Here is a 25,543-nt window from a genome sequence, read left to right on the forward strand (position 1 = left end):
ATAGCGAACCGCTCTCGAAATTCGACCCGGACGAATCCGACGGGCGGGGCAGAGCGGAGCTGTCACTCGACGTTTGCCTCGGCCATGTCCCGTTTGCTGGGTGAGTCCGCGTGAGGTCGCCGCCGGTGTGTGGTGGCCGGGGTCACACCAAACCTCACATCGTGCATAGTGTGTGCCCATTCACAGGTGATGAGATTGCGCAACATGCTCAATTTGTAAAGCCAAGGTTGTTCATTTCGCCCTTCGAGGGCAGGGTAAAGGGCATCAAGTGCTCAACTAAGGCGGCGCCCGATCGGCGCCGACCGGACGGGTGGATGTATGACCGAGCTCGCCGATCACGACCTGATTCCGGCGCCCTATGACCTCGCCGACCGCTACCGCGTCGGCGCGGGCACCGTTGTCCTGACCGGGGTTCAAGCGATCGCGCGTCAACTGGTGGAACAGCACGTGCGTGACCTGCGCGCCGGACGGCGGGTCGGCACGTTCGTGTCGGGTTACCAGGGCAGTCCGCTCGGCGGCGTGGACAAGATGCTGGGCGGTATGCCCAATGTGCTTGCCGAGCACGATATTTCGTTCGTCCCGGGTTTGAACGAGGAGCTGGCCGCGACCTCGGTGTGGGGGAGTCAGGCCGATCTGCCGAAGGGAACCGCCACCCACGATGGCGTCGTCGGCGTGTGGTACGGGAAGGGCCCGGGCCTGGATCGGGCGACGGATGCGTTGCGGCACGCCAACATGTACGGCGCGAACGCCAACGGCGGGGTGCTGCTGCTGGTCGGTGACGATCCGGCCTCGAAGTCCTCGACGGTGCCCGCGGTGAGCGAGCGCTCGCTGGCCGCGATGAACATTCCGGTGCTGTTCCCGCGCAACGCCCGCGAGATCATCACCATGGGCCTGCACGGTGTTGCACTGTCGCGGGCCTCGGGTTGCCTTGTCGCGCTGAAGATCGTGGCCGACGTCGCCGACGGCGCCTGGTCGGTCGACGGCGACGCGGGCGACATCGACATCATCGTCCCGGAGATCACCTGGGAGGGACGGCCGTTCAACTACCTGCAGCGCCCGATGGCGGCGCCGACGGACAGCGTGATCGCCGAGGCGGACCTGTACGGCCCGCGCTGGGAGGTGGTCAAGGCCTACAGCACGCTCAACGACCTCGACGTGATCGAGCTGGACCCGCCGCACGCCACCATCGGAATCGCCGCCACCGGAACCACTTTCGACGCCGTGCGGCAGGCACTGATCGATCTCGGCGTAGACGACGACGCGCTCGTCCGCGCGGGCGTCCGGTTGCTGCGCATCGGCATGCCGTTTCCCATTGCGCCCGAACGGGTTCGGCAGTTCGCCAAGGGGCTGACCCGGCTGGTGGTGGTCGAGGACAAGACGGCCTTCATCGAGACCCAGATCCGGGAGATCCTGTACGGCACGGCCGACGCCCCGGAGATCATCGGCAAGCGCGACGCCGCCGGTCGCCCGCTGTTCGGCCAGGACGGCGAACTCACCACCGGCCGGATCACCAAGCCGCTGAGCCGCGCCCTGCACGGCTACCTGGACACGAAACGTCCACTGCCACAGCCGCTGTCGCTGGCGGTATTGCCCGCCAAACGCGCCGCCTACTTCTGCAGCGGCTGCCCGCACAACCGATCCACCGCGGTGCCGGAGGGTTCGCTGGCCGGTGGCGGCATCGGCTGCCACACCATGGTGACCATGTCGGGTCGCGAGGACAGCCAGGTCACCGGCCTGACCCAGATGGGCGGCGAGGGCGCGCAGTGGATCGGCCAGGCGCCGTTCACCGATGTGCCGCACCTGTTCCAGAACATCGGCGACGGCACGTTCTTCCACTCCGGCCAGCTCGCCGTGCAGGCCTGCATCGCCGCCGGGGTGAACATCACCTACAAGCTGCTCTACAACGACGTCGTCGCGATGACCGGCGCTCAGGACGCCGAGGGCGCGCTCGCGGTGCCGATGCTGACCCACAAGCTCAGCACCGAAGGCGTCGCGCAGATCATCATCTGCGCCGACGAGCCGAAGAAGTACCGCAAGCGCGATCTCGCGCCGGGCACCCGGCTGTGGCATCGCGATCGGCTCGATGAGGCCCAGCGCGCGCTGCGCGAGGTACCCGGCGTCACCGTGCTCATCTACGACCAGCACTGTGCCGCCGACGCCCGCCGGCAGCGCAAGCGCGGCACCCTGCCGACCCGCCGGACCCGGGTCGTCATCAACGAGGCGGTCTGCGAGGGCTGCGGCGACTGCGGCGTCAAGAGCAACTGCCTGTCCGTGCAGCCGGTGGACACCGAATTCGGCCGCAAGACCCGCATCGACCAGACCTCCTGCAACACCGACTACACCTGCATGGACGGCGACTGCCCGTCCTTCGTCACGGTGGAACTGCCGGATCCGGCAAAGGCCAAGAAGCGCAAGGCAACCCAGCGTCCGGCGCCGCCGGTGCTGCCCGATCTCGCGCAGCCCGTGCTGACGACGACACAGAACGTCTTTCTCGCCGGCATCGGCGGTACGGGCATCGTCACGGTGAACCAGGTGCTGGCCACCGCCGCGCTGCGCGCCGGTTACGAGGTGGCGAGCCTGGATCAGATCGGCCTGAGCCAGAAGGCGGGACCGGTCGTCTCGCACCTGCGCTTCGCCACCGGCGAGCTGGAGCCCGCGAACCGGCTGACCCCGGGTTCGGCGGACTGCATCATCGCCTTCGACCTGCTGACCGCCACCGACAACAAGAACCTGGCCTACGGCTCGAACGCGAACACCCTGTCCGTCGCGTCCACCAGCAAGACCCCGACCGGGGACATGGTGTACGACAAGGCCGTTGAGTACCCGGAGACCCCGGCGCTGCTGTCCAGGCTCGAGCAGGCGTCGCGCGAGGTGCGTTCTTTCGACGCGCTCGCCGCCGCCGAGGTGCTGTTCGGCAACACCGCGGCCGCCAACTTCCTGATGGTCGGCGCCGCGTACCAGCTCGGCGGCCTGCGGCTGCCCGCAGCGTCGATCGAGGAGGCCATCGAGATCAACGGCGTCGCCGTGAACGCCAATATCGCGGCGTTCCGCTGGGGCCGGATCGCGGTCGCCCGGCCGGACGAGTTCGCCGCCGCGACCGGGCGCAGGCAGGCCGAGCGCGCCGAAATCAAGGTTCCGGCAGATCTTTTCGACGGTCTGACGGCGACAGGTGAGACCAAGCGGCTCGTGCATCTGCGTGCCGCGGAGCTGATCGGGTTCCAGGGTGTCCGTATCGCCCGCGACTATGTCCGTACGGTGCAACATATTTGGGACGCACAGCAGCGCACCACCGAGCGCACCGAGTTCAGCGAGCAGGTGGCGCGCGGGCTGTACAAGTTCACCGCCTATAAGGACGAGTACGAGGTGGCCCGCCGCCTGGTTGACCCGGCCTTCCTGGACGAGGTCGCGGGTCAGCTGCCCGAAGGGGCGAACCTCACCTACAAGCTGCACCCGCCGGTGCTGCGAGCCATGGGCCGCAAGAAGAAGATCGGCATCGGACCGCGCGGCCATCTCGCGCTCAAGGTGCTGGCCAAGGGAAAGCGGCTGCGCGGCACCAAGTTCGACCCCTTCGGCTATGCCCACGTGCGTCGGGTCGAGCGCATCCTGCTCGCCCACTACACCGAGATGGTGACGACGCTCGCGGACACACTCGACGAGGCGGGCTACGACCGCGCGGTGCGGGCCGCCGCGCTCGCCGACACCGTGCGTGGCTACGAGGACATCAAGCTCGCCAATGTGGAGCTGTACCGGAACAGCCTGCGCGACCTCGGTATCGAGCCGCCGGTGCTGGAGACCAAGAGCGCGGCTGGGCAGTAGACCGCGCGCCTGGTCGAGCGTGAGGCGCCACGCTCCCGGGCACATGGAAAGCGGCCCGCAACTGACCGTTGCGGGCCGCTTTCTTATTGGTGGACAAGGAGTTACGACCGCCGAGGAATGACGGTGTAGCTGAACGAGATCGCGAAATCGACCGCGAGGACCAGCGTCCACGGCGCCATGACGCCCCACAGCGGCGCCGTGCGATCGACATCGCCGACCAGCAGGGTGAATACGCCGAGCACCGCGGCGGCCACCGCGTAGGCGAGCAGGTGCTTGAACCATTGCCCGCGCTCGCGGGCGGCATGCTCGCGCCCCGCTTCCGGCGGCCGCACCGGGGCCGGTCCACCGGCGAACCGATGCGCGAATCGCTGATCGGCCCAGTCGATCAGCTGCGAACCGAAGGCGATCGACACGCCGATATAGATCGCCGCGAGGCCATGTGTGAGGGACGCCGCGCCGCCGCGCCGCAGGTCGAGCACCGAGGCGGCCAGCAACACCACATCCACCAGGGGAACGCTGGCGAGCAGCACAGTGCTCACCCGGCGGGCCGAGGTCAGATAGCGGACCGCGAGGCCGAGCAGCAGCAACACCCAGAAGCCGACCTCGCAGCCGATGATCAGCGCAATCACAAGAATCTCTCCTTTTTCGCACGGTCGAGCTTTATAAAAGATAACACGACTGTGTGAAAATGAACCATGCCGAAGATCGTGGACCACCAGGCCCGCCGCGTGGAGCTCGCCGAGGCGGTCTGGCGCGTCATCACCCGCGACGGCGTGGACGGGATCTCCATCCGCTCGGTAGCCGCCGAGGCGGGCTGGTCCTCCGGCGCCCTGCGCCACTACTTCGCGACCCGCGCCGAACTGCTGGCCTTCGCCTGCGAGCAGGTGATCGCCCGGGTCACCGTTCGCATCGTGGCGCTCCCGCGCGCCGAATCCCTCCGCGACATGGTCCGCGCCATCCTGCACGAGACCCTGCCCCTCGACGAGCACCGAATCACGGAGGCCCGCATCGCCTTTGCCTTCGTGGTCCTCGGCCTGGCCGATCCGCACCTAGCGGAGGTCCAACGCGAGCATTTCGGCCAGCTCCACGACCTGTGCCGCCATCTCATCGAAGACCTGGCCGAACAAGGCCAACTGTCCCAGCGGATTCCAGAGCGGGACGTCGCGGCAAGACAACTGCACGCCTTGATCGACGGACTCAGCCTGCAGGGTCTGGCAGGTCATCTGACGCCGGCCGAGATGACCGCTCAGCTGGACGTGTTCCTGAACGAGCTCATCACCGGCTGACGGTCGGCGGCAGCGACTCTCAAAACGGTTGCCCCGGTATGGAACCGATCGGGCGATCCGCGCGTCCAACCAGGTAGTCAAGAAGAGTAACTGGGGGAACGATGAACACTGCGCAACTGAGCTGGGGCATCGAAAAGATGACCAAGCCCAACGCATTCGCGCATCCGAGTCTGCGCGACTATCTGGATCCGGCGAACGGACCGTGCGGGAGCCTGCTGGCACCGGCCTTCGAGCTCGAGTTCGCCGACTACGACGAACTCACCGCACGCGGGGACGTCGACGGTGCACCGATCGTGCTCCCGGTCAACACCGAGCACCAGGCCGAACGCCTGCGCTCGATCCGCGCGACGCATGCCATGGGCCTGATCGTCGCGGTCACCAACGACCTCACCGGCCACTCGACCTACTTCGCCATCCGCTCCGGCGCCAACTTCGTAGTCAACATCGCGATATCGGTCGAGCGCCAAGCCGAACTCCTCCGCACCCAACTGCTCGACCACGTGCGTTCGGTGCGCCAGGATCGACTGCCGTCGGTGCGCGGTTCGGTACCGACCGGCCAGCGACCGGAGTCGACCCGAAACATCGCACCCCCCAAGGACATCCGACGGACGACCGCGCAGAACGGCCAGGTCGAGTTGGACGAGTTCGACACCCACCTGTTGCGAATGCTGCGCACATCGATGACCGTCGCCGAGATCGCGCGACTCAACTACCTTTCGGAGCGCTCGATGTACCGCCGCATCCGGAATCTGTACGAAACCCTGGGCGTACACAGCCGCGCGGAACTGGTCAGGTCGGCCCACCGTGCGGAACCGTCTGCCCCGCTCGCTCTGCTGCGCCGTTGAGCCAACGTCTGGAGACCGATCACGTGTCGCGGTGGCTAGGAACTAGCTGCGGAGATACCTCACTGGTGAGCAAACCTCGTCGTGACCGGAGCCGGGAGCGGACGCACCACGGCCGACGATCCACCGGCAACGAAAATGGCCCGGAACCATAGGGTTTCGGGCCGTTTCGCTCGCCTGGGTGCGGCCGGGACAGTACGTAGGTCACTGCCGCTCGCGTCCACGCTGTTAAAGCCCTGCCCGTTTGCGACTCTCGGCGACGCGTTCCTCGATCTCCGCCTCCGTCGGGATGATCAGCTCCTTCTTGGGCGGGGACGGCTTGACACCGCCGATCGCCGCGTTCATGTCGCGGATGAACTCGATGAATCCGTAGGACTCCGCGTTCTTCTCGGCGATGAGCTCCGCGCGGGCAACCGAATAATGCATCGCCTTGACGTTATTCCACCGCCACTGTTCCTGTTGGTCTTGATACCACGGCTCCAGCCGACGCGGATCGGCCGTGCTGACGAATGCGTCCGATGCGGAATGAATCACGTCGACGGCGAAGAGTTCTCGTTCGTTCATCGTTCCCTCCCAACGGAGCTCGCCGAAGCCGCGCTCATCCGTCGTGATGGTCCCGATCTGCTGCCCGATGCTTTTCATGGTTGTCTGGCCGAACCAGACCTTGTACGTGGCCGAGGGGGTGGCCGCGTGCGCAGCATAGAGCTCGATGGCGAGTTTCACCGCGTTGCCGTCGAGTTCGTAGACCACTGCCCCGCCGAGACTGCTCTCGGCACCGTTCCACACAGCCTTGTCCCCGCCAGCAAAACCGGTGCCATCCTGATTGATGAGCAGCGCTTTCTGTGGAGTTCCCATGTCATACCTCCTGCAAGGACTGTCGAAAGTATCATCTGGTACTACAGAGTTACTTGTACCAGCCTTGCGTCGAAGCCGCGGTTGATATCGGCCGACTCATACTGGGGCAGAGGCGAATTCAGTAGCACGCACCGCGTCGTCCGGATGGGTTTATCGGCGACCATCCGCGCGGCTACCTGACGGCTGCCGCACCACACCTGTTTGACCGGAACGTTGGGTAAGGCGTGATTAGGCCGAAAAATGGCCCAGGTCTGAGAGATTCGATCTCTCAGACCTGGGCCGTTGTAGCGGGGACAGGATTTGAACCTGCGACCTCTGGGTTATGAGCCCAGCGAGCTACCGAGCTGCTCCACCCCGCGTCGGGTGTTCCCCAACCCTACACACTGAGTGGCTAGATACGAAAACGCCTGGTGGAGCGTGTCGTCGGGAGGGTGGGTGGCTCGGAAACGGGGCATCCGCGTAAAGGTGGCGAGTGTGGCTTGGGTCACATTAGACCTGGACTTGAGATAGGCATCACTCGACGCTTCCCGAATCGTGACCGAGGTTTATCGTTGCTGCTTAGTTCGTGGGCGCGAGGTCGCCGCGGTCCGGGGATGGGATTGGCCGCAGTTCAACAACTGATGCTCGATTTGCTGAATTCAGGAGTTGCTGATGGCGCTGACTCATCGCGGACATCGGACCGAGCAGGTAGCTGTACAGGCGGGTGGCTTCACCCACCGGCAGGTGCTGGTCATTCTGAGTGGCCTGGTTCTCGGCATGTTCATGGCGGCGCTGGATCAGACGATCACCGCGACGGCCGTGCGGACCATTGCCGATGATCTGTCCGGTTACTCGCTGCAGGCGTGGGTCACCACGGCGTATCTGATCACTGCGACATTGACGACGCCGTTGTACGGCAAATTGTCGGATATGTACGGCCGCAGGCCATTTCTGCTCGCCGCGATCGTGATATTCGTCGGCGGATCGCTGCTGTGCACGGTGGCGCAGTCGATGTATCAGCTCGCGGTGTTCCGTGCCGTTCAGGGTGTGGGGGCGGGCGGGTTGATGTCGCTGGCGTCGGCCATCCTCGGTGACATCGTGAGTCCGCGCGAGCGGGCGAAGTACCAGGGCCATTTCCTCGCCACCTGGGCGACGGCCAGTGTGATCGGGCCGGTGCTCGGCGGGCTTTTCGCCAGTCAGCACACGATTGCGGGGATCACCGGGTGGCGCTGGGTGTTCTTGATCAACGTTCCGGTCGGCCTGATCGCGCTGGTGGTGGTGTATCGGGTGGTGCGGATGCCGAGGAGTAATCCGGCGCGGGTCCCGGTCGACTGGCTCGGCACCGTAACCTTCGCCACCGGCATCACACCATTGCTGATCGTGGCCGAGCAGGGGCGCACTTGGGGATGGACCAGCGTGGGTGCGTTGGCCTGCTACACGATCGGCGTGATCGGGTTGGTCGCGTTTGTCGGGATCGAAGCCAAGATGGGCGACGCGGCGCTGATTCCGTTGCGGCTCTTCCGAAATCGGACCTTTGCGCTCGGTGTCGCGATCGCGCTGGTGGTGGGTGCGGCGTTGTTCGGCGGCATCATTCTGGTTCCGCAGTATCTGCAGGTGGTGCGCGGGGCCAGTCCGATAGCCGCGGGCCTGCAACTGCTGCCGATGGTCGGCGGGCTGATGGTGGGTTCGATCGTCTCGAACCGGCTCATCTCGCGCACCGGTCGCTACCGCGCCTTCCCGATCATCGGCACCGCCACGGTGGCTGTCGGTCTGTTCTTGTTCCACTATCTGACGCCGGAAACGCCGCTGTGGCGAACCATGATCTTCATGGCGATCACCGGCTTCGGGCTGGGAAATCTGTTGCAGCCCATCACCTTGGCCATTCAGAACGCCGCCGCGCCCAAGGATATGGGCGTATCGAGCGCGGCCGCGACGTTCTTCCGTCAGGTCGGCGGCACGCTCGGTGTCGCGGCCTTGCTGTCGACGCTGTTCGGCCTGCTGCCGACCAAGGTGACCGCCGCGCTCGAGGCCGCCTCCACGCGCCCGGCGTATCAGCAGGCGGTGCTGGCGGGATTGCACAGCAGCAATCCCGCCGACGTGGCCTTCGCGCAGGGGCTGGTGCATCACGACCAGGCGGCGGTGCAAAAGGTGCTCGACGACAGCTCGGTGATTCAGCAGTTGAACCCGACGCTCGCCGGGCCGTTGCAGACGGGCTTCGCCGAATCCATGTCGGCGGTGTATGTCGCTGCCGCATTGCTCGCACTGGTCGCATTTGTCATGGTTTTGTTCTGGAAGGAGATCCCGCTGCGGGAATCCGGTGGGGTCGAGGGATCTGTCTGAGAGAGCGGAATTGCATGTTAGCGATACGTTACGGCGTAGCTAATTATTCGCTTCGTATAACTCATTGATCCCTATAACGCAACTGTCCCGATGGCTCGGCACGTGGTTGCCGATGTTTCCGGGCGTGGGATCGGGGATTATTCGTTGTCGGCAGTGAGTCGGGAAGTAGGTCAAATCCGACAACTGGGAAATAGTTCTCTTTCCTTATCCTTACTGTTGAGAGCTTATTTTGTGACGATTCACAAGGCGAATCGGCATGCTGTGGCGAATTGCTGTAAACCGCTCGCGTAAAGATTTCGTAGGGGTTGTGTGATCTGAAGAACAGCACCTTGAAGTCTATTAGCTGGAGGTTCACTGTGTCTGATACGACGTGTATCACGATGAGATTGAAACGTCATCGAGTTGCGTCACAAAACCTATCCGCGAGTCAGCGAATGCGATTCCAGATCCGCGCTGACACTGGGTAGGAGCCGCGACAGCGTGGTCGCCGATATCGGATACCGCAAAGAAGGTTGACCATGGTTGAACTACTCGACGCAATGGCGGTGGAACAAATCGACACGAATTTCTTTCGTGGCAAGCTCCAGCACCGCACCGCGCTGGTTCGGACGTTCGGTGGCGAAGTGGCGGCACGTGCGCTGGCGGCCGGCTCGTCCGGGATGCACGCCGGATTCGCCGTCCATTCGATACACGGATACTTCGTCCGTTCGACGACACCGGAGATTCCGATCGACTACCTGGTCGACACCGTCAAGCTCGGCCGCTCCTTCGCCGTTCGCCGGATACGGGCCCTGCAGCACGGCCGGGAAACCTTCCTGATGGTCGCCTCGTTCCATGTCGGCGGGCACGGGGTACGGCATGCCGACCCGTGTCCGGAGGCCCCCGACCCCGATTCGCTGGCACCCATCGGCATGGGCGACACGGGCAACGAATGGGACGGCTGGGACATCCGCCGGGTACCGGACGGCGCGATCTGCGCGGCGCGCCAGCAGGTTTGGCTCCGCTACACCCGCGAGCTGCCGGACTGCGCGGTCACGCACAGCTGCGCACTCACCTACGCCAGCGATATGACGCTGCTCGGAGCCGCCGTCGCGGCGCACCCCGGTATTGCCATTCAGACTGCCGCACTGGACTATTCGATCTGGTTCATGCGCCCGTTCCGGGTGGACGATTGGCTGCTCTACGACGAGATATCGCCCTCCGCAGCGGGCGGCCGGGCGTTCACCCAGGGCCGGATATTCAGTCGCAACGGCGATTTGGTGGCGATGGTCGCGCAGGAGCGGATGCTGCGGCTGGCCGAGCCCGCCTTCCTGTCGGATGCGGCAGGCCTGCTGGATCGGGAGGCGTCCTGATGGCCGCCCCGGTGTATGTCGGTCTCACCGACAAGGCGTTCCTGCGGCTGCATCACGGCTACGGCGCACCGGTCATCAGCCAGACGGTGACGGTGCTGGCCAATCAGCTCACCGAGGACGAGTTGCGGGCGATGTACACCCAACTGCGCTCCGGCCCGTTCATGCGGCGGGTACGGCGCCCGCGGGTACCGTTCGCCCGGTCGCGCTGGGTGCTCGCGGACACCGCCTTGCCGCTGTGCCTGGAGCGTGCCGCGATCGACGACGGTGACGCGCTCGCTTGGGCGAATGATCAGGCGCAGTATCCACTCGACCCCGAGCAGGGGTATGGGTGGCGCCTGTCGGCGGTGCCGACGCGCTCCGGCGGCATGGTCTGTTCCTGTGTCGCGTCGCACGCCATCGCCGACGGCCACGCGGGACTGATGGCGGCCATCGGGCTGGTTCAACCCGAACTGGCGACGACGGCAGGCCTCGACGAGGCCGGCCGTCTGCGCGACGACCTGAAGGACGGCACCAGCCGTGGTATCGCCGTGGTGCGCGAAGTGGTTTCGGAAGCGCGACGCGCGTACCGGGACCCAGTCCACCGCAAGGCGATCCGCCAGGCGCTGTCTCGCCGTGACTCGACGCCGGAGCGCACGCCGCTCGGCTGGCGCGAAGGCTCGATCATCGCCACCTTCGACGCGGCGCAGTGGAAGGATCTCGCGGCCGAGCGCGGCGGTTCGCCCAACACGCTGTATCTGGCGCTGGTCGCCGATCTGCTGCGGCACTGCGGGTCGGTCGGCGAGACGGCCCCGCTGGTGCTGATGACCGCCGTACGGATCCTGCGGGAGCAGGACCAGATCGACTCGAATTCCTTTGCCCGCGTACCGATCGTGGTGCAGCGGGAGTGGCTGGATCGGTACGACCTCGCGCCGCTGCGTGCGGCGAGCAAGGCCGGATTCGGTGCGGTGCACGGGGTCGGTGCCGGTGGGATCTCGCGCCCGCGGAACATGCCGCCCGAGCTGATCGACGTGCTGCCCGAAGCGGTGGTGGAACGGCTCGCCGACATTCCGCCGATCACCGTCGGCATGTGCTCCAACATGGGCGTGCTCGACCCGTTCGTGCCGACGGTGATGCGCAACGGCGCGGAGCCGACCATGTTCGTGATGCGCGGTGTGTTCCAGGGGATCGACACCGAGCAGGCCGGTCGCCAGCCGATCGCGCTGGCGACCTGGTTGTCGGAGTTCGACGGGAAGATCCAGTGGGTCCTGGAGAGCATCAAACCCGAAATGGCGCACACCGATGAAGAACTGGGCTTTCTGGCGCGACTGGTCGCCGAGGCCTGGGGATTGAAACCGCTCCACGTCAGCAGTGGCGGCGGCAGTAACAGCAAGACCGCCCGGGAGTTCTCATGACCAAGCCATTGATCAAACTAGGCACCGACTTTGTCTACAACCCGCACCCGGTGTACGACGAACTGCGCAAGCAGGGCCCGATTCACCATGTCCTGCTGCCCAACGGGCTGACGTCCTGGCTGGTGGTCGACTATCAGCTCGCGCGGGAGGTGCTCGCCGACGGCCGGATCAAGAAGGGTGCGGCCGCCCTCGCGCCGATCACGACGCGACTGCGGGCGGGCGATACGTACACGACGGTGAGCACGGATCTGTGGGAGCACATGCTCACTTCCGACCCGCCGGACCACACCCGCCTGCGCAAACTGGTGACCAAAGCGTTCACCGCGCGCACCGTAGAGCAGCTGCATCCGCGGATCGACGCGCTCGCGGACAAGCTGCTCGACGAGATGGCGGGCCGGACCGAGGTCGACCTGATCGCCGACTACGCGCTGCCCATTCCGATGACGGTCATCTGCGAACTGTTCGGGGTGCCGGAGGCGGATCGGGCGCGGTTCCGTGATCTGTCGACCACGATGACGGCATCGTCCACGGAGAACGCGGAAGATCAAGAGGCGGCGGCGAATTCGCCGTTCTACGCGACGGCGGCCGAGCGTGGTGCGGCGAGCATCGAGCTGGCCACCTATCTGATCGGGCTGGTCGCCGGGCGCTCGAAGGACCTCGGCGAGGATCTGCTGTCTCAGCTGATCATGGCGAACCACGAGGGTGACAAGCTCAGCGACAAGGAACTCATCGCGATGCTGTTCCTGATCCTGGTGGCCGGGCACGAGACGACGGTCAACTTGATCGGCAACGGCCTCTACGCGATGCTGCGTGACCGGGTGCTGTACGAGGAGCTCACCCGCGCACCGGAGCAGATTCCGGCGGCCATCGAGGAGTTCCTGCGGCACGAGGGCCCCGTCCATCTGGCCACGCTGCGGTACACCTCGGAGCCGGTTACCTTGGCGGGCATCGACATTCCGGCCGAGGAGCTGGTGTCGGTGTCGCTGGCCGCCGCGGATCACGACCCGAACCAGTTCGGGAACCCGCACGGCATCGAGATCGGCCAGACCGGCAAGAGCAAGGGCGGGCACCTGGCCTTCGGGCACGGCATCCACTACTGCGTCGGCGCGCCGCTGGCCCGGTTGGAGGCGAAGGTGGCCTTCGACAAGATCCTGGCCCGGTATCCGAACATGAAGATGGCCGACGAGGTGCAGTGGCGGCCGAGTACCTTCCTGCGCGGTCTGCAAACGCTGCCGACCGTGATCGACTGACCGACGAGGGGCCCAGATCAGTGGTGATCTGGGCCCCTGAGTCGTGGCTCAGCCGAACTTGATGCCCTGTGCCAGTGGCAGTTCGGCGGAGTAGTTGATCGTGTTGGTGGCCCGGCGCATGTACGCCTTCCACGAATCCGAACCGGATTCGCGGCCGCCGCCGGTCTGCTTCTCGCCGCCGAACGCGCCGCCGATCTCGGCGCCGGAGGTGCCGATGTTGACGTTGGCGATGCCGCAGTCGGAGCCGTCGGCGGCCAGGAAGCGTTCGGCCTCGCGCTGGTCGGCGGTGAACACCGACGACGAAAGCCCTTGCGGCACTTCGTTGTGCAGGGCGATCGCGCTGTCGAAGTCGTGATAGGTCAGCACGTACAGGATCGGCGCGAAGGTCTCCTCGCGCACCACCGCGGTCTGCGCGGGCATCCGCACGATCGCGGGCCGCACGTAGTAGGCGTCGTCGCCGAAACCGTCGACTCGCTCACCGCCGCAGATCAATTCGCCGCCGTCGGCGAGCGCCTTGTCCAGCGCGGCCCGCATGCCCGCGTAGGCCCTGCCGTCGATCAGCGGACCGACCAGCACCCCGTCCTCCAGCGGGTTGCCAACGCGCAGTTGCTGATACGCGCTCTCGATCCGCTCGATCAGCGGCCCGACCACGTCGGCGTGCACGATCAGCCGCCGCAGCGAGGTACACCGCTGCCCGGCCGTGCCCGCCGCCGAGAACACGATGCCGCGCGCCGCGAGCTCCAAATCCGCTGAGGGCGTGACGATCGCGCCGTTGTTGCCGCCGAGCTCCAGCAGGCAGCGGCCGAACCGTTCGGCCACCCGCGGCGCCACGATCCGGCCCATCCGCACCGAGCCGGTCGCGCTCACCAGCGCCACCCGCTCGTCGTCCACCAGCTGGGAGCCGACCTCGGCCGCGCCCTGAATCAGTTGGTGCACTTCGGGATCCGCGCCGACGTCGGTAGCGGCCCGGCGCAGCAGGGTGTGGCAGGCCAGCGCGGTCAGCGGCGTCGTCTCCGACGGCTTCCACACCACCGTGTCGCCGCAGACCAGCGCGATCGCGGTGTTCCACGCCCACACGGCTACCGGGAAGTTGAACGCCGAGATGACCCCGACGACACCCAGCGGATGCCAGGTCTCCATCAGCCGGTGCCCCGGACGCTCGGACGGCATCGTCTGTCCGTACAGCTGCCGCGACAGGCCGATCGCGAACTCGCAGACGTCGATCATCTCCTGCACCTCGCCCGCGGCCTCGGCGCCGATCTTGCCGGCCTCCAGGGTCACCAGCTCGGCGAGCTCACTCTTGTGCGTGGTGAGCAGTTCGGCCAGCCTGCGCACCACCGCGGCGCGGATCGGTGCGGGCACCGTGCGCCAGGCGCCGAATGCCCTGGCCGCGCGGTCGATCGCAGCATCGACCTCGGCCGATGTGCTCGATTGCAGGCTCATCAACTGGGTGCCGGTGATGGGGCTGCGGGCGGGCAGGTCGCCCGATTCGGGGGGTTGGACACCGAGGCCGCGCAGCACCGCTGCCGCGCGCTCCGCGAGTTCCCGGGTGGACTGGTCGCCGAGTACATCCGTCATCTGTTGCTCCGCCGTACCTTTCGGCCGCAATGCGGCATCTGTGTCCCATGTCTTGGGAGGATCGGGGTCAGGTTTCTGCCACGAGGGGGTCCGCCTGGGTTAGTCTCCGCTGATGGCGGATACACCTGCACGACCTGCACTCGACGATATTGATCGCCTGCTGATTCGTGAACTGATGGCCGATGGTCGCGCCACGTTGTCGAACCTGGCCGAGAAGGCGAGCCTGTCGGTGTCCGCCGTGCAATCGCGGGTACGCAGGCTGGAAGCGCGCGGGGTGATCCGCGGCTACACGGCGCACGTCGACCCGGAGGCCCTTGGCCAGCTGTTGTCGGCATTCGTCGCGATCACTCCTCTCGACCCTTCGCAGCCGGATGACGCCCCGGCAGTGTTGCAGCACATCCCCGGGATCGAGGCGTGCCACTCGGTAGCAGGCGATGAGAGCTACATGCTGCTGGTCCGGGTGGCCTCGCCGCGGCACCTCGAGCAGCTGCTGCAGGAGATCAGAGCGACCGCCAACGTCAGGACCCGAAGCACCATCATCCTGCAGACATTCTATGACAGGTAGCCGTTACGTGTAATTAATCCGCTTTCCTGTACAGAAACCGTAAATTTTCGTATCCTCGGTGGTGTGACCATCGAACTGGAACGCACCCGCCCGGCGGTCACCCCCGCCGCCCGGGTGCACGAGATTCTGTCGGCCAGCATCCTTGCTGATGGCTTCGATTTAGTGCTGGACCTCCAACAGTCCCGCGGCTGCACGCTCGTAGACGAACGCGACGGCAGCTCCTATCTGGACATGTTCGGCTTCTTCGCGTCCAACGCGCTGGGGATGAACCACCCCGCGCTGGCCGAGGACGACATCTTCCGCGAGGAGCTGGTGACCGCCGCCCTCAACAAGCCGAGCAACTCCGACATCTACACCGTGGAAATGGCCCGGTTCGTCGAGACGTTCGTGCGGGTGCTGGGCGATCCCCGGTTGCCGCACCTGTTCTTCATCGACGGCGGCGGGCTCGCGGTGGAGAACGCGCTGAAGATCGCGTTCGACTGGAAGAGCAGGCACAACGAAAGCAACGGCCGCGCACCGGAACTCGGCACCAAGGTGCTGCACCTGACCGGCGCGTTCCACGGCCGCACCGGCTACACCATGTCGCTGACCAACACCGACCCGGTGAAGACCGCCCGGTTCCCCAAGTTCGACTGGCCGCGCATCGACGCGCCGTTCCTGTCCGACGACCACGACATCGACGAGGTCGAAGCCCGCGCGCTGGACCAGGCGCGCCGCGCGTTCGCCGAAAACCGGCACGACATAGCGTGTTTCATCGCCGAGCCGATCCAGGGCGAGGGCGGCGACCGGCACCTGCGGCCGGAGTTCCTGCAGGCGATGCAGCGGCTCTGCCACGAGAACGACGCACTGTTCGTGCTCGACGAGGTGCAGACCGGCGTCGGCATGACCGGGACCACCTGGGCCTACCAGCAGCTCGGGGTGCAGCCCGACATCATCGCGTTCGGCAAGAAGACCCAGGTGTGCGGCGTGATGGCCGGCGGGCGGGTCGACGAGGTGCCCGACAACGTGTTCGTGGTCAACTCCCGGATCAACTCGACCTGGGGCGGCAACCTCACCGACATGGTGCGGGTGCGGCGCATTCTCGAGGTGCTGGAGCAGGATTCGCTGATCGAACGGTCCCGTGCGCTCGGCGCGCACCTGCTCGATCGGCTGCAGACCTTGGCCGCGCAGCACCCGAGCATCACCGAACCGCGTGGCCGTGGGCTGATGTGCGCGGTCACCGTGTCGTCGGTGCAGCTGCGCGACGAGGTGCTCACCGCGTTGCGCGAGCGTGAGCACGTGCTGATCCTCGGCACCGGCGAGCGGAGCATCCGGTTCCGGCCGCCGCTGACGGTGTCCGCCGCCGAACTCGATGCCGCGGTCGACGCGCTGGATCGGGTGCTCGCGGGCTTCGAGTAGGCCGCGACTTCAGTTACGCGGGGCGTGCCGGACAGAACTCTGTCCGGCACGCCTTGCGTTTATCCTGCTTAACAGGACGTTTCGGGCAATCCGCTGGCCTCGGCGCGGACTGCCGGGAAACGCCGGTGCCGGCCTTTAGGCTTCGCACCCATGTCATCTCGTCTTCACCCCCTCCTGGCACGGTGCAGCGCGTGAACCGACAGCGCATGTACCCGGGCTGCGCACCCCATACCCTCGTCGTATCGATCGCGGTGCTGACCGCCGTAACCGGTTGCGCCGCCAGCGAAGCCGGGACGGTCGGTACGCCCGCCGCCCCGGCGCCCACGATCGCGGCCGCCGGACCGCCGCCGCAGCTGACCGACCTGCTACCCGGGATGCCGCCGCCGCTGTCGCCGACCGACGTCTACGCCGCGAATCGGGAACTGAGTCCGGCTGTGGCGGACCATCGTTCGCTGGTCTACGTGCCCAACAGCGAGTCACACTCGGTCTCGGTGATCGATCCGGCCACCTTCGAGGTGATCGACAACTTCCCCGCGGGCGGCGCGGAACCGCAGCACGTGGTGCCGTCGTATGACCTGCAGACGTTGTATGTCACCAACGATCTGCCGATCGGCGCGGGCAGTCTGCTGCCGATCGATCCGCGCACCGGCACACCGGGAGAACCGATTCCGGTGCGCGACCCCTACAACATGTATTTCACGCCGGACGGTCAGTTCGCGGTGGTGGTGGCCGAGGCCGACAAGTCGCTCGACTTCTATGATCCGCGGACCTGGGAGAAGCTGCACTCGATGGCGGTGCCCGACTGTGCGGGCGTCGACCACCTGGACTTCACCGCCGACGGCCGCTTCGCCCTCGCCAGTTGCGAATTCACCGGCCGGATGCTGGTTTTCGACGTCGCCGAGCGCGCGGTGGTCAAGATGATCGACCTGCCGGGCGGGCGCTCCAGCATGCCGCAGGACGTGAAACTGTCCCCGGACGGGCGCACCTTCTTCATCGCCGACATGGTCGCCGACGGCATCTACACCGTCGACGCATACTTCTTCGAGAACACCGGGTTCGTGCCGACCGGCAAAGGCGCGCACGGACTTTACGTGACCCGCGACTCCAGTCAGATGCTCGTCACCAACCGGCACGAAGGCAGCATCTCGGTGTGGGACTTCGCCGCGAACGCGCTGGTACACAAGTGGTTCCTGCCCGGCGGCGGCAGCCCCGACATGGGCAATATCTCCGCCGACGGACAGGTCTTCTGGGTCTCCGGTCGCCACAACAGCGAGGTCTACGCCGTAGATATCGTCAACTGGGAGCTGTTGGCCCGCATCCCCGTAGGCAAGGGTGCACACGGCCTAACCGTCTGGCCCCAACCAGGCCGCTACTCCACCGGCCACACCGGAGTCATGCGATAGACGCTGCCGCCGCGCACATTTCGTTGTGCTGCGCACGTAATCGCTGGCGAGGACGTGCGCAGCGGGCGAGGATCCGCGCGGCAGGCGGAGTGGTTCAGTGAGTGATCGGGCGTAGGCCCAGGGCGCCTTCCACGAATCGGTGGACGGTGGTCAGGCCTGCTTCGAGGGCGGGTTCGTAGCCTTCGCGGGCCCAGCCGGTGAGTTCGGCGGTGCCGTCGGCGGTGGGGTGTGCGCCTATTTCGGCGACCATCTCGGCGGTTGTCGGTTCGCAAACCGCCCAGGAGAAGTGGGATTCGTCGGCCCACCCCGCGGTGCGCACTGCGACATAGTCGGGGTCGGTGATGCCGCCCTCGGCCAGGGCGGGGCGGTCATCGATGCGGTCGTCCGCGCGCAGGGCGCGCAGATACCAAGTCCCGGCGTTGATCTCGATGGGTTCCATCAGTCGATGGCGTCGCGGCCGCGGTTCCTGCGGTCGCCGCGGTCGCGTCGGCGGCCGCGGTCGTCCTGGTTGTGCCTGCTGCCGAACAGCAGGGCGCCCATCAGCGGGATGGCCAGGAACCACAGCCAGCTGTGGGTGACGAAGAAGAGGATGACCGCGATGATCGGGACGACGGCCATTACCCGCTCCGGCCACTCGGAGAGGAAACCCGACTCCGCCTTTGCGGGCACCGCGGCGGCTTTGACCAGCGGATCCGGCAGATCGGCGAACACCGGTGTGACATCGCCGCGGGTGACGGCGGCCGCGATTACCGCGCTGCGCTCGTCGAATTCCGCGACGCTGAGCCGCCCGGCGGCGAAATGATCGGACAGCCGCTGCATCGCTTCCTCGCGTTCCGCGGTGCCGATACGGACTTCGGGTAGCTCCTCCATGAGGAAAGGCTAGCGCCAGGTTCGACACCGTGCGCAAACCGTTGGCGGTTGGTTAGTGACGAGGCTCGCGAAGGGGTTGCGGCTAGTCCGATGCGGACGGGGTGTCGTTGACGACACACTGGCCGGTGGGACAGGGCGGGGTTAGGCTCCGAAGGAGGTTGGGTTCTTTGGTCCTCGCGGCGTGAGCTGGTGTTTTCCAGCGCTGCCGTGCTCGATCGGAGACCGACGGGCCGGGCCTGGACAAGTCGACGGTGACTGGAGGTTCGCGATGGGGGAGGTGCGATTCGGGGGGTACCGGCTGGAGCGGTTGCTCGGCCGGGGTGGCATGGGTCAGGTCTGGCTGGCATACGACGATGCGGGCGCGCGCTGGGTGGCGTTGAAGCTGCTGCCGACCGAGCTCGCGGCGGATGCGGGATATCGCAAGCGATTCGAGCGCGAGGCCGAGGTGGTGGCCTGGCTGCGTGATCCGCATATTCCGCGGATCCATCGGTTCGGCGAGATCGACGGCCGGCTGTTCATCGACATGGAGTTCGTCGAGGGGCATGATCTGGCAGGCAAGGTGGCCGCCGGAAAGTTGGCGCCTGCCGCGGCCGTCGGGATCGTCGGGCAGGTGGCCGTTGCGCTGGATACCGCGCATCGTGCCGGGCTGGTACACCGAGATGTCAAGCCGTCCAACATCGTTGTGCACTCCAGCGGGTTCGCCTATCTGATCGACTTCGGCATCGCGCACGGCATCGGCCAAACCGCGGTCACGACAACCGGATTGGCGATCGGAACGCTGGCCTACATGGCCCCGGAGCGGTTCACCGGTAAAGCAGACGCTCGTTCCGACGTGTACTCGCTGGCCTGCGTCCTCTACGAATGCCTAACCGCCGCACGGCCTTACGGCGACACCGACCCTGCCCAGCAGATGCACGCGCACTTGATGACCGCCCCGCCGCGCGCCGCCTTGCGCAACCCCGCCGTTCCCGCCGCGCTGGACGCCGTCATCGCCCGCGCCATGGCCAAGAGTCCAGCTGACCGCTATCCCACCGCAGGAGATTTCGCCGCTGCGGCGCACGCCGCGATCGGCACACAGCCGTCCGCATCGCCGGTACGTCCACCGAAATCGCCTGCCCTGACCAAGGTTCTGCCAGACTCCGGTCCCACGCCCACCCGCGTCGAGACCCGTCGAGCGGAACATGCACAGCCTGTCGGGTCGATGTGGGGCGTGCCGCGATCTGGTCCGGTGCCGACCAATGGCGCGGGATCGGTGCAGCCGATAGCGGCCGCACATGCGGCGAAACAGCTTGCGCCGACGAAGGTCCTGCCGGAACCGGGCCCGACGCCGACTCGGGTGGAGACTCGATTCGAGGTGGTGCCTGCGAGTCATCTTCCGCCGCAGTCATATCCGGCTACGTCGGCCCGTGCCGTCGAGCAGTATCGAGGGTCCGGCGCGGTGCGTGGGTATGCCGTAGCGCCACAGCGGGATGCCGCTGTGTCGGTTGACCATCCGTCGGATTACCGCCCGTTGCGGCCGGGTTCGGGTGCACCACAGGCGGGTTCGGTTGCGCAACAAGTCGGGGCGGCTGCGCGGGGGTTGCGTGCCCTTGTGCTGCCGCGTTCGAAGCCGGGAAATGTAGGTCCGGCGGGACATCCTCGAGTGGTGCAGTCCCACCCAGGGGTTCCTCAGCAGCGTTACCCCGTCGGCTACGGGCGGAAGGTGTTCCCGGCTCCGGCGAAACGTGCCGTGTATCAGCGGTATTCGGATGCTCGTCGACCGTTCGTTCCGGTGCGGCGGCCTCGGCGCAAGCGCGGCGGGGTGCTGTCCAAGGTGATCGGGGCGCTGGTTGTCGTGTTCCTGACGCCGTTCATGTTGGCGGCCGGGTGTGTGGCGCTGTTGGCGGGCACCCGGGTGAGTGACTCGGGCGGGACGGGTGCGCCGCGGCCGACGGCGATGGCGGAGGAGAATCCGGCGCCACCACCGGATCGGCCTGAGGCGCCGGGACTTCCGGCCGCCGGTACTCCGGTGCGGGACGGCAAGTTCGAGTTCGTCGTGCGCAATGTCGATACCGGCGTCCACCGGGTCGGACTCCAGTCGGCGACGGGTTCGTTCGTCGTCGTCACCCTCGACGTGCACAACATCTCCGACGAGTCGAAATGGTTCCTCCCGGTCGGCCAGCGCCTGTTCGACGCGCAGGGCACCCCGTTCGACCACAACGTCACCGCGACCATGTGGCAGTCCGCCCAGCACGGCTACAACTACTCGTTCGAACTGCCCCCCGGCCAATCCGCAACCACCCAACTGGTTTTCGACGTGCCATCCGACACCACCCCAACCCACCTCGAACTACACGACTTCGTCCTCTCCAACGGCGTCACCGTCCGCGTGGACTAACCCGTCCCTAGCGCGCTGGAAGTCGATGTTCCGCAGCTCGGTAACACCTTGGTAGGTAAACCTTTACGGAGGTCGCGTGCGGCTTTGTAATGACCCTCAGGCGACGCGGACCGTATCCGAGAGCACCGCGTGGACCGCGCGGCGGCCGATCTCCAGCGCCTCGGTGAGCAGCGTGGTGTCGCGGGCGGCGCTATCGATGTCGGGGGAGCCGAGGGGCGGGTGGACCTGGAGGACGGCGTCGCCGAGTTCGGCGAGGGCGCGGTCTTCGATGGCCTGCTGGTGCGGGCGTCGGATCCAGGCGCGGTAGGCGCCGGGGGCGGTCGCGCGCAGGTAGCCGCCGCCGACGACTCGGTGCAGCAGGGAGGCGGGCGGGCGCTGTTCGTCGATGCGGCGGGTGCGCAGCACGAGCGCGTGCGTGGCGCCGCCGCGGACGGCGGTGCGGATCGGGACGGTTTCGGTGAGGCCGCCGTCGAAGTACTGCGCGTCGCCGAGCGGGACCGGTGGGCCGGCCAGGAGGGGCAGGCCCGCGGAGGCCCGCAGCGCGCGCATCAGGGTGCGTTTGTCGACGATGTGTGGGTGCAGGTCCACTGCGCGGCCAGTGCGAATATCGGTGGCGATGGGGTGAAACGTGGTGGGGTTGGCCAGGATTGCCGGGAAGTTCATCCCCTCGATGCCGTCGTAGACCTGATGCACCAGGTAGCGCAGATCGAAGGCGGGGCGCCCGCGCAGCATCCTGGACGGGTCGATGGCGCGGCGCATGATCGCCGGATCGGTCCAGGAGCGCATTCCGGACATCGCGCGCCCGCCGAGCAGCCAGGCACCGTTGATCGCACCCGCCGAGGTGCCGTAGACGGCGTCGAAGACCGCGCCGAAGCCGAGTTCCTCGAGCGCCGACACCATGCCGCTGGAGTACACCCCGCGACTGCCGCCACCCTCGACGACGAGCACCAGCCGATTCCCGTCGGCGCGGTTTCCCGCCGCGCGACGGGCGCGGATCATCTCCGCGACGACGGAGACGATCTGCGTACTGGTCACCGGACCACGATACGACAGAGCGGGCGCGGACGTCATTGTCCTGCGCCCGCCCGAAGCGGTGTTCGCCCTACGTTTACGCGAGCTGCACTACTTGGTCGCATCGAATCCGACGCGAGAGCGGTCGGCCTGCTGGATGCGATCGCCGCATCGCTCGATCAGGCCCGACCAGCTGCTACTTGATCTCGGCGAGCACCGTGCCCTGGGTGATCGCGGCACCGGCCTCGACGGCCAGCCCGGTAACCACACCCGCCTTGTGCGCGTTGACCGGGTTCTCCATCTTCATGGCCTCGAGCACCACGATCAGGTCGCCCGCCTCGACGGTCTGGCCCTCTTCCACGGCCACCTTCACCACGGTGCCCTGCATGGGCGCGGTGACCGCGTCACCGGAGGCCGCACCGGCACCGGCGCCGCCACGCTTGCGCGGCTTGGGCTTCTTGCGGACCACGGCGGCGCCATTGCCCGCGGCGACGGGGCCACCGCCACCGAGGCTGAACTGCCCGGGCAGCGACACCTCGACGCGACGACCGCCGACCTCGACGACCACCTTCTGCCGGGGCAGGTCCTCGTCCTCGTCGGCCTGCGCGCCGCCGGTAAACGGCTCGACGGTGTTGTTCCACTCGTTTTCGATCCACTTGGTGTAGACGTCGAACTTCGTGCCGTCACCGATGAACGCGGGATCTTCGACGATCGCCCGGTGGAACGGGATGACCGTGGCGAGCCCGTCGACGTGGTACTCGGCCAGCGCGCGCCGGGCCCGCTCGAGCGCCTGAGTGCGGTTCTCGCCGGTGACGATCAGCTTGGCCAGCATCGAGTCGAACTGACCGCCGATCACGCTGCCCTCGACCACCCCGGAGTCCACCCGCACGCCGGGGCCGCTGGGCTCCCGGTAGACGGTGACCGGGCCGGGCGCGGGCAGGAAGCCGCGACCGGCGTCCTCACCGTTGATGCGGAATTCGAACGAGTGTCCGCGCGGGGTCGGGTCTTCCTTGATCGTCAGCTCTTCGCCGTTGGCGATCCGGAACTGCTGGCGCACCAGGTCGATGCCGGCGGTCTCCTCGGTGACCGGGTGCTCGACCTGCAGCCGGGTGTTCACCTCGAGGAACGACACCGTCTCGCCCTGCACCAGGTACTCGACCGTGCCCGCGCCGTAGTAGCCGGCTTCGCGGCAGATCGCCTTGGCCGAGGCGTGGATCTTCGCGCGCACGTCGTCGGACAGGAACGGCGCGGGCGCCTCCTCGACCAGCTTCTGGAACCGGCGCTGCAGCGAGCAGTCGCGGGTACCGGCGACCACCACGTTGCCGTGCTGGTCGGCGATGACCTGCGCCTCGACGTGGCGGGCCTTGTCCAGGTACTGCTCGACGAAGCACTCGCCGCGACCGAACGCGGCGACCGCCTCGCGGGTGGCCGACTCGAACAGCTCGGGGATCTCCTCGATGGTGTGCGCGACCTTCATGCCGCGGCCACCGCCGCCGAAGGCGGCCTTGATCGCGACCGGCACGCCGTACTCCTTGGCGAAGGCGACGACCTCGTCGGCGTTCTTCACCGGGTCTTTGGTGCCCGCGGCCATCGGAGCCTTGGCGCGCTCGGCGATGTGCCGCGCGGTGACCTTGTCGCCGAGATCGCGGATCGACTGCGGCGACGGGCCGATCCAGATCAGCCCGGCGTCGAGCACGGCCTGGGCGAAGTCGGCGTTCTCGGAAAGGAATCCGTAGCCGGGGTGGATGGCGTCGGCGCCGGAGCGCGACGCGGCATCGAGGATCTTGTCGAACACGAGGTACGACTCGGCCGAGGTCTGGCCGCCGAGCGCGAACGCCTCGTCGGCGAGCTGTACGAAGGGGGCTTCGGCATCCGGCTCCGCGTAGACCGCGACGCTACCGATGCCCGCGTCCTTGGCCGCCCGAATCACGCGCACGGCGATCTCGCCTCGATTAGCTACGAGTACCTTGGTGATCCGCGCGCTGGCATGGCTGGGCACTGAGCCTCCTGTGTGAAATCTTGGTCGCCCCGTGGTCGACGAAACTACGTCTGGGCGAGTGTAGGCAGTCTGCCAACAGACGCCGAACTCGGCCAGTCCTACTGGACAGTAGGCGGCGCGGCGCCAACCGGCTACCCCCAGGAGAAAGGCGTGCGTGCGCTACTTGCCGCGGGCCCGGCGGGCGGTACCGGCCGGTGCCGCACCGGGTTCAGTCCCCTTGGCGATCGGCATACGCACCGAATTGCCCCATTCGGTCCATGAACCGTCGTAATTGCGCACGGTGTCGAACCCGAGCAGATAGGTCAGCACGAACCAGGTGTGGCTGGAACGTTCGCCGACCCGGCTGTAGACCACCAGATCGTCCTCGGCGGCCAGCGCGCCGTAGATCGCGTCCAGCTCGGTGCGCGAGCGGAACCGGCCGTCGTTGTTGAAGGCCTCGGTCCACGGAACATTCGCGGCGGTGGGGATGTGCCCACCGCGCAACGCCGCGTCCTCCGGATTGATCGGCGGCTGGATCAACGCGCCGGAGTACTCCTCGGGCGAACGGACATCGATCAGCGGCTTGCCGAGGTGGGCCAGCACGTCCTCGCGGAACGCGCGCGCAGTGCTGTCGTCGCGTTTGACGGCCGGATAGTCGCTGGGGGTGAGGTGTGGGATGTCGAAAGTGGTGTCGCGTTCCTCGGAAATCCACGCGCCCCGACCGCCGTCCAGCAACCGCACATCTTTGTGTCCGAACAAAGTGAAAACCCACAATGTGTGCGCCGCCTGCGCGTTGCCCCGATCACCGTAGATCACCACGGTATCGTCTCGCTCGATTCCCTTGGCGCGCATCAACTCGGTGAATCGGGCTCCGTCGATGTAGTCACGGGTGACCGGATCGTTCAGATCGCCCCGCCAATCGATCTTGGTAGCGCCGGGAACATGCCCTATGTCATATAGCAATATGTCCTCGTTGGACTCGACGATCTTGAGTCCTGACGTGCCGATGTTTGCCGACAGCCACTCCGTGGTTACTAGTCGGTGAGGATGTGCGTAAGAACCAAATGCGGGATGAGGGTCCGGAGCAGCGGGCACGATGTGGGTCCTTCACGCGTGGTAGACGGTGGTTTCAGCGGTTCGGGTCTCACAGTGATGGTATGTGTGAGGCGTTAGTGGCTCTCGTTTCAGATCACAAATCGGCTGAATGAGCGAATAAATCGCACCTGCATCCGATAAAGTCTCCCGGGAGGAG

19 protein-coding genes and 1 tRNA gene are annotated in these 25,543 nt (G+C 66.7%); 11 read left to right on the forward strand and 9 right to left on the reverse strand.

Annotated features, from left to right (window positions below; all coding sequences use genetic code 11):
* The first annotated feature begins 318 nt into the window (after window positions 1-318).
* Window positions 319-3,816, forward strand: coding sequence for an indolepyruvate ferredoxin oxidoreductase family protein (locus ACFWF1_RS23915; RefSeq protein WP_379286458.1), 3,498 nt, complete (start codon window positions 319-321; stop codon window positions 3,814-3,816).
* 101 nt (window positions 3,817-3,917) lie between these two features.
* Here the strand turns inward: ACFWF1_RS23915 and ACFWF1_RS23920 are convergent, their stop codons facing one another.
* Window positions 3,918-4,445 (reverse strand): hypothetical protein, encoded by a 528-nt coding sequence (locus tag ACFWF1_RS23920; protein WP_379286456.1) that lies wholly within the window; start codon window positions 4,443-4,445, stop codon window positions 3,918-3,920.
* 66 nt (window positions 4,446-4,511) lie between these two features.
* Between ACFWF1_RS23920 and ACFWF1_RS23925 the strand changes: the two genes are divergently transcribed.
* On the forward strand, window positions 4,512-5,102 hold the full coding sequence (locus ACFWF1_RS23925; RefSeq protein ID WP_379286454.1) for a TetR/AcrR family transcriptional regulator: 591 nt from the start codon (window positions 4,512-4,514) through the stop codon (window positions 5,100-5,102).
* A gap of 101 nt (window positions 5,103-5,203) precedes the next feature.
* Window positions 5,204-5,947: a helix-turn-helix domain-containing protein gene (locus ACFWF1_RS23930; RefSeq protein WP_379286452.1), complete on the forward strand. Its 744-nt coding sequence runs from the start codon at window positions 5,204-5,206 to the stop codon at window positions 5,945-5,947.
* A gap of 225 nt (window positions 5,948-6,172) precedes the next feature.
* Here ACFWF1_RS23930 and ACFWF1_RS23935 read toward each other — a convergent pair whose 3' ends face one another.
* Both ACFWF1_RS23935 and ACFWF1_RS23940 read right to left on the reverse strand, forming a co-directional pair.
* Window positions 6,173-6,799 carry a hypothetical protein gene (locus tag ACFWF1_RS23935; RefSeq protein WP_379286450.1) on the reverse strand — a complete coding sequence of 209 codons (627 nt, stop codon included), beginning with the start codon at window positions 6,797-6,799 and terminating at the stop codon, window positions 6,173-6,175.
* Between the two features lie 285 nt (window positions 6,800-7,084).
* Window positions 7,085-7,158, reverse strand: a tRNA-Met gene (locus tag ACFWF1_RS23940).
* A gap of 292 nt (window positions 7,159-7,450) precedes the next feature.
* Between ACFWF1_RS23940 and ACFWF1_RS23945 the strand changes: the two genes are divergently transcribed.
* The 4 genes from ACFWF1_RS23945 (at window position 7,451) to ACFWF1_RS23960 (ending at window position 13,111) form a co-directional block, all read left to right on the forward strand.
* A complete protein-coding gene (locus tag ACFWF1_RS23945) occupies window positions 7,451-9,118 on the forward strand; it encodes an MDR family MFS transporter (protein WP_379286449.1) in 1,668 nt (555 codons plus the stop codon).
* 518 nt (window positions 9,119-9,636) lie between these two features.
* Window positions 9,637-10,470, forward strand: coding sequence for an acyl-CoA thioesterase (locus ACFWF1_RS23950; RefSeq protein ID WP_379286447.1), 834 nt, complete (start codon window positions 9,637-9,639; stop codon window positions 10,468-10,470).
* Window positions 10,470-11,861, forward strand: a complete 1,392-nt coding sequence (locus ACFWF1_RS23955) for a hypothetical protein (protein ID WP_379286445.1) — start codon at window positions 10,470-10,472, stop codon at window positions 11,859-11,861. The genes ACFWF1_RS23950 and ACFWF1_RS23955 overlap by 1 nt, the downstream gene beginning before the upstream one ends.
* The gene (locus tag ACFWF1_RS23960; RefSeq protein WP_379286443.1) at window positions 11,858-13,111 is read left to right on the forward strand and encodes a cytochrome P450; all 1,254 of its coding nucleotides are present in this window, start codon (window positions 11,858-11,860) and stop codon (window positions 13,109-13,111) included. The genes ACFWF1_RS23955 and ACFWF1_RS23960 overlap by 4 nt, the downstream gene beginning before the upstream one ends.
* A gap of 48 nt (window positions 13,112-13,159) precedes the next feature.
* On the opposite strand, the gene ACFWF1_RS23965 is transcribed toward ACFWF1_RS23960, so the two are convergent.
* Entirely contained in the window at window positions 13,160-14,689 is a 1,530-nt protein-coding gene (locus ACFWF1_RS23965; RefSeq protein WP_379286441.1) for an aldehyde dehydrogenase family protein, read from the reverse strand.
* Window positions 14,690-14,801: 112 nt separating this feature from the next.
* Here ACFWF1_RS23965 and ACFWF1_RS23970 point away from each other — a divergent pair, with 112 nt between their 5' ends.
* The 3 genes from ACFWF1_RS23970 (at window position 14,802) to ACFWF1_RS23980 (ending at window position 18,055) form a co-directional block, all read left to right on the forward strand.
* Entirely contained in the window at window positions 14,802-15,254 is a 453-nt protein-coding gene (locus ACFWF1_RS23970) for an Lrp/AsnC family transcriptional regulator (protein ID WP_150404358.1), read from the forward strand.
* 63 nt (window positions 15,255-15,317) lie between these two features.
* Window positions 15,318-16,652 (forward strand): L-lysine 6-transaminase, encoded by a 1,335-nt coding sequence (lat, locus tag ACFWF1_RS23975; protein ID WP_379286438.1) that lies wholly within the window; start codon window positions 15,318-15,320, stop codon window positions 16,650-16,652.
* A 191-nt stretch (window positions 16,653-16,843) separates the two neighbouring features.
* Window positions 16,844-18,055, forward strand: coding sequence for a hypothetical protein (locus ACFWF1_RS23980; RefSeq protein WP_379286436.1), 1,212 nt, complete (start codon window positions 16,844-16,846; stop codon window positions 18,053-18,055).
* 94 nt (window positions 18,056-18,149) lie between these two features.
* On the opposite strand, the gene ACFWF1_RS23985 is transcribed toward ACFWF1_RS23980, so the two are convergent.
* Window positions 18,150-18,494: a hypothetical protein gene (locus ACFWF1_RS23985; protein ID WP_379286435.1), complete on the reverse strand. Its 345-nt coding sequence runs from the start codon at window positions 18,492-18,494 to the stop codon at window positions 18,150-18,152.
* The gene (locus ACFWF1_RS23990; protein WP_379286433.1) at window positions 18,494-18,925 is read right to left on the reverse strand and encodes a DUF1707 domain-containing protein; all 432 of its coding nucleotides are present in this window, start codon (window positions 18,923-18,925) and stop codon (window positions 18,494-18,496) included. Before ACFWF1_RS23990 ends, ACFWF1_RS23985 begins: the two co-directional genes overlap by 1 nt.
* 268 nt (window positions 18,926-19,193) lie before the next feature.
* On the opposite strand from ACFWF1_RS23990, the gene ACFWF1_RS23995 reads away from it, so the two are divergent.
* A complete protein-coding gene (locus ACFWF1_RS23995; RefSeq protein ID WP_379286431.1) occupies window positions 19,194-21,302 on the forward strand; it encodes a protein kinase in 2,109 nt (702 codons plus the stop codon).
* 96 nt (window positions 21,303-21,398) lie between these two features.
* Here ACFWF1_RS23995 and ACFWF1_RS24000 read toward each other — a convergent pair whose 3' ends face one another.
* The 3 genes from ACFWF1_RS24000 to ACFWF1_RS24010 form a co-directional block, all read right to left on the reverse strand.
* Complete coding sequence (locus ACFWF1_RS24000) at window positions 21,399-22,337, reverse strand: patatin family protein (RefSeq protein ID WP_379286429.1); 939 nt, start codon at window positions 22,335-22,337, stop codon at window positions 21,399-21,401.
* 172 nt (window positions 22,338-22,509) lie between these two features.
* Window positions 22,510-24,312 (reverse strand): acetyl/propionyl/methylcrotonyl-CoA carboxylase subunit alpha, encoded by a 1,803-nt coding sequence (locus tag ACFWF1_RS24005; RefSeq protein ID WP_379286428.1) that lies wholly within the window; start codon window positions 24,310-24,312, stop codon window positions 22,510-22,512.
* Window positions 24,313-24,471: 159 nt separating this feature from the next.
* On the reverse strand, window positions 24,472-25,386 hold the full coding sequence (locus ACFWF1_RS24010; protein ID WP_379286426.1) for a sulfurtransferase: 915 nt from the start codon (window positions 25,384-25,386) through the stop codon (window positions 24,472-24,474).
* Window positions 25,387-25,543: the final 157 nt, after the last annotated feature.

Source organism: Nocardia sp. NPDC060255 (genome assembly GCF_042727395.1).
In the GTDB taxonomy this organism is placed as follows: Bacteria; Actinomycetota; Actinomycetes; order Mycobacteriales; family Mycobacteriaceae; genus Nocardia.

What these genes read in the sequence shown, in the direction of transcription:
- ACFWF1_RS23915 (WP_379286458.1), top strand. Translation starts at nt 319, where the DNA reads ATGACCGAGCTCGCCGATCACGACCTGATTCCGGCGCCCTATGACCTC.
- ACFWF1_RS23925 (WP_379286454.1), top strand. Translation starts at nt 4,512, where the DNA reads ATGCCGAAGATCGTGGACCACCAGGCCCGCCGCGTGGAGCTCGCCGAG.
- ACFWF1_RS23930 (WP_379286452.1), top strand. Translation starts at nt 5,204, where the DNA reads ATGAACACTGCGCAACTGAGCTGGGGCATCGAAAAGATGACCAAGCCC.
- ACFWF1_RS23935 (WP_379286450.1), bottom strand. Translation starts at nt 6,799, where the DNA reads ATGGGAACTCCACAGAAAGCGCTGCTCATCAATCAGGATGGCACCGGT.
- ACFWF1_RS23945 (WP_379286449.1), top strand. Translation starts at nt 7,451, where the DNA reads ATGGCGCTGACTCATCGCGGACATCGGACCGAGCAGGTAGCTGTACAG.
- ACFWF1_RS23950 (WP_379286447.1), top strand. Translation starts at nt 9,637, where the DNA reads ATGGTTGAACTACTCGACGCAATGGCGGTGGAACAAATCGACACGAAT.
- ACFWF1_RS23955 (WP_379286445.1), top strand. Translation starts at nt 10,470, where the DNA reads ATGGCCGCCCCGGTGTATGTCGGTCTCACCGACAAGGCGTTCCTGCGG.
- ACFWF1_RS23960 (WP_379286443.1), top strand. Translation starts at nt 11,858, where the DNA reads ATGACCAAGCCATTGATCAAACTAGGCACCGACTTTGTCTACAACCCG.
- ACFWF1_RS23965 (WP_379286441.1), bottom strand. Translation starts at nt 14,689, where the DNA reads ATGACGGATGTACTCGGCGACCAGTCCACCCGGGAACTCGCGGAGCGC.
- ACFWF1_RS23970 (WP_150404358.1), top strand. Translation starts at nt 14,802, where the DNA reads ATGGCGGATACACCTGCACGACCTGCACTCGACGATATTGATCGCCTG.
- ACFWF1_RS23985 (WP_379286435.1), bottom strand. Translation starts at nt 18,494, where the DNA reads ATGGAACCCATCGAGATCAACGCCGGGACTTGGTATCTGCGCGCCCTG.
- ACFWF1_RS23990 (WP_379286433.1), bottom strand. Translation starts at nt 18,925, where the DNA reads ATGGAGGAGCTACCCGAAGTCCGTATCGGCACCGCGGAACGCGAGGAA.
- ACFWF1_RS23995 (WP_379286431.1), top strand. Translation starts at nt 19,194, where the DNA reads ATGGGGGAGGTGCGATTCGGGGGGTACCGGCTGGAGCGGTTGCTCGGC.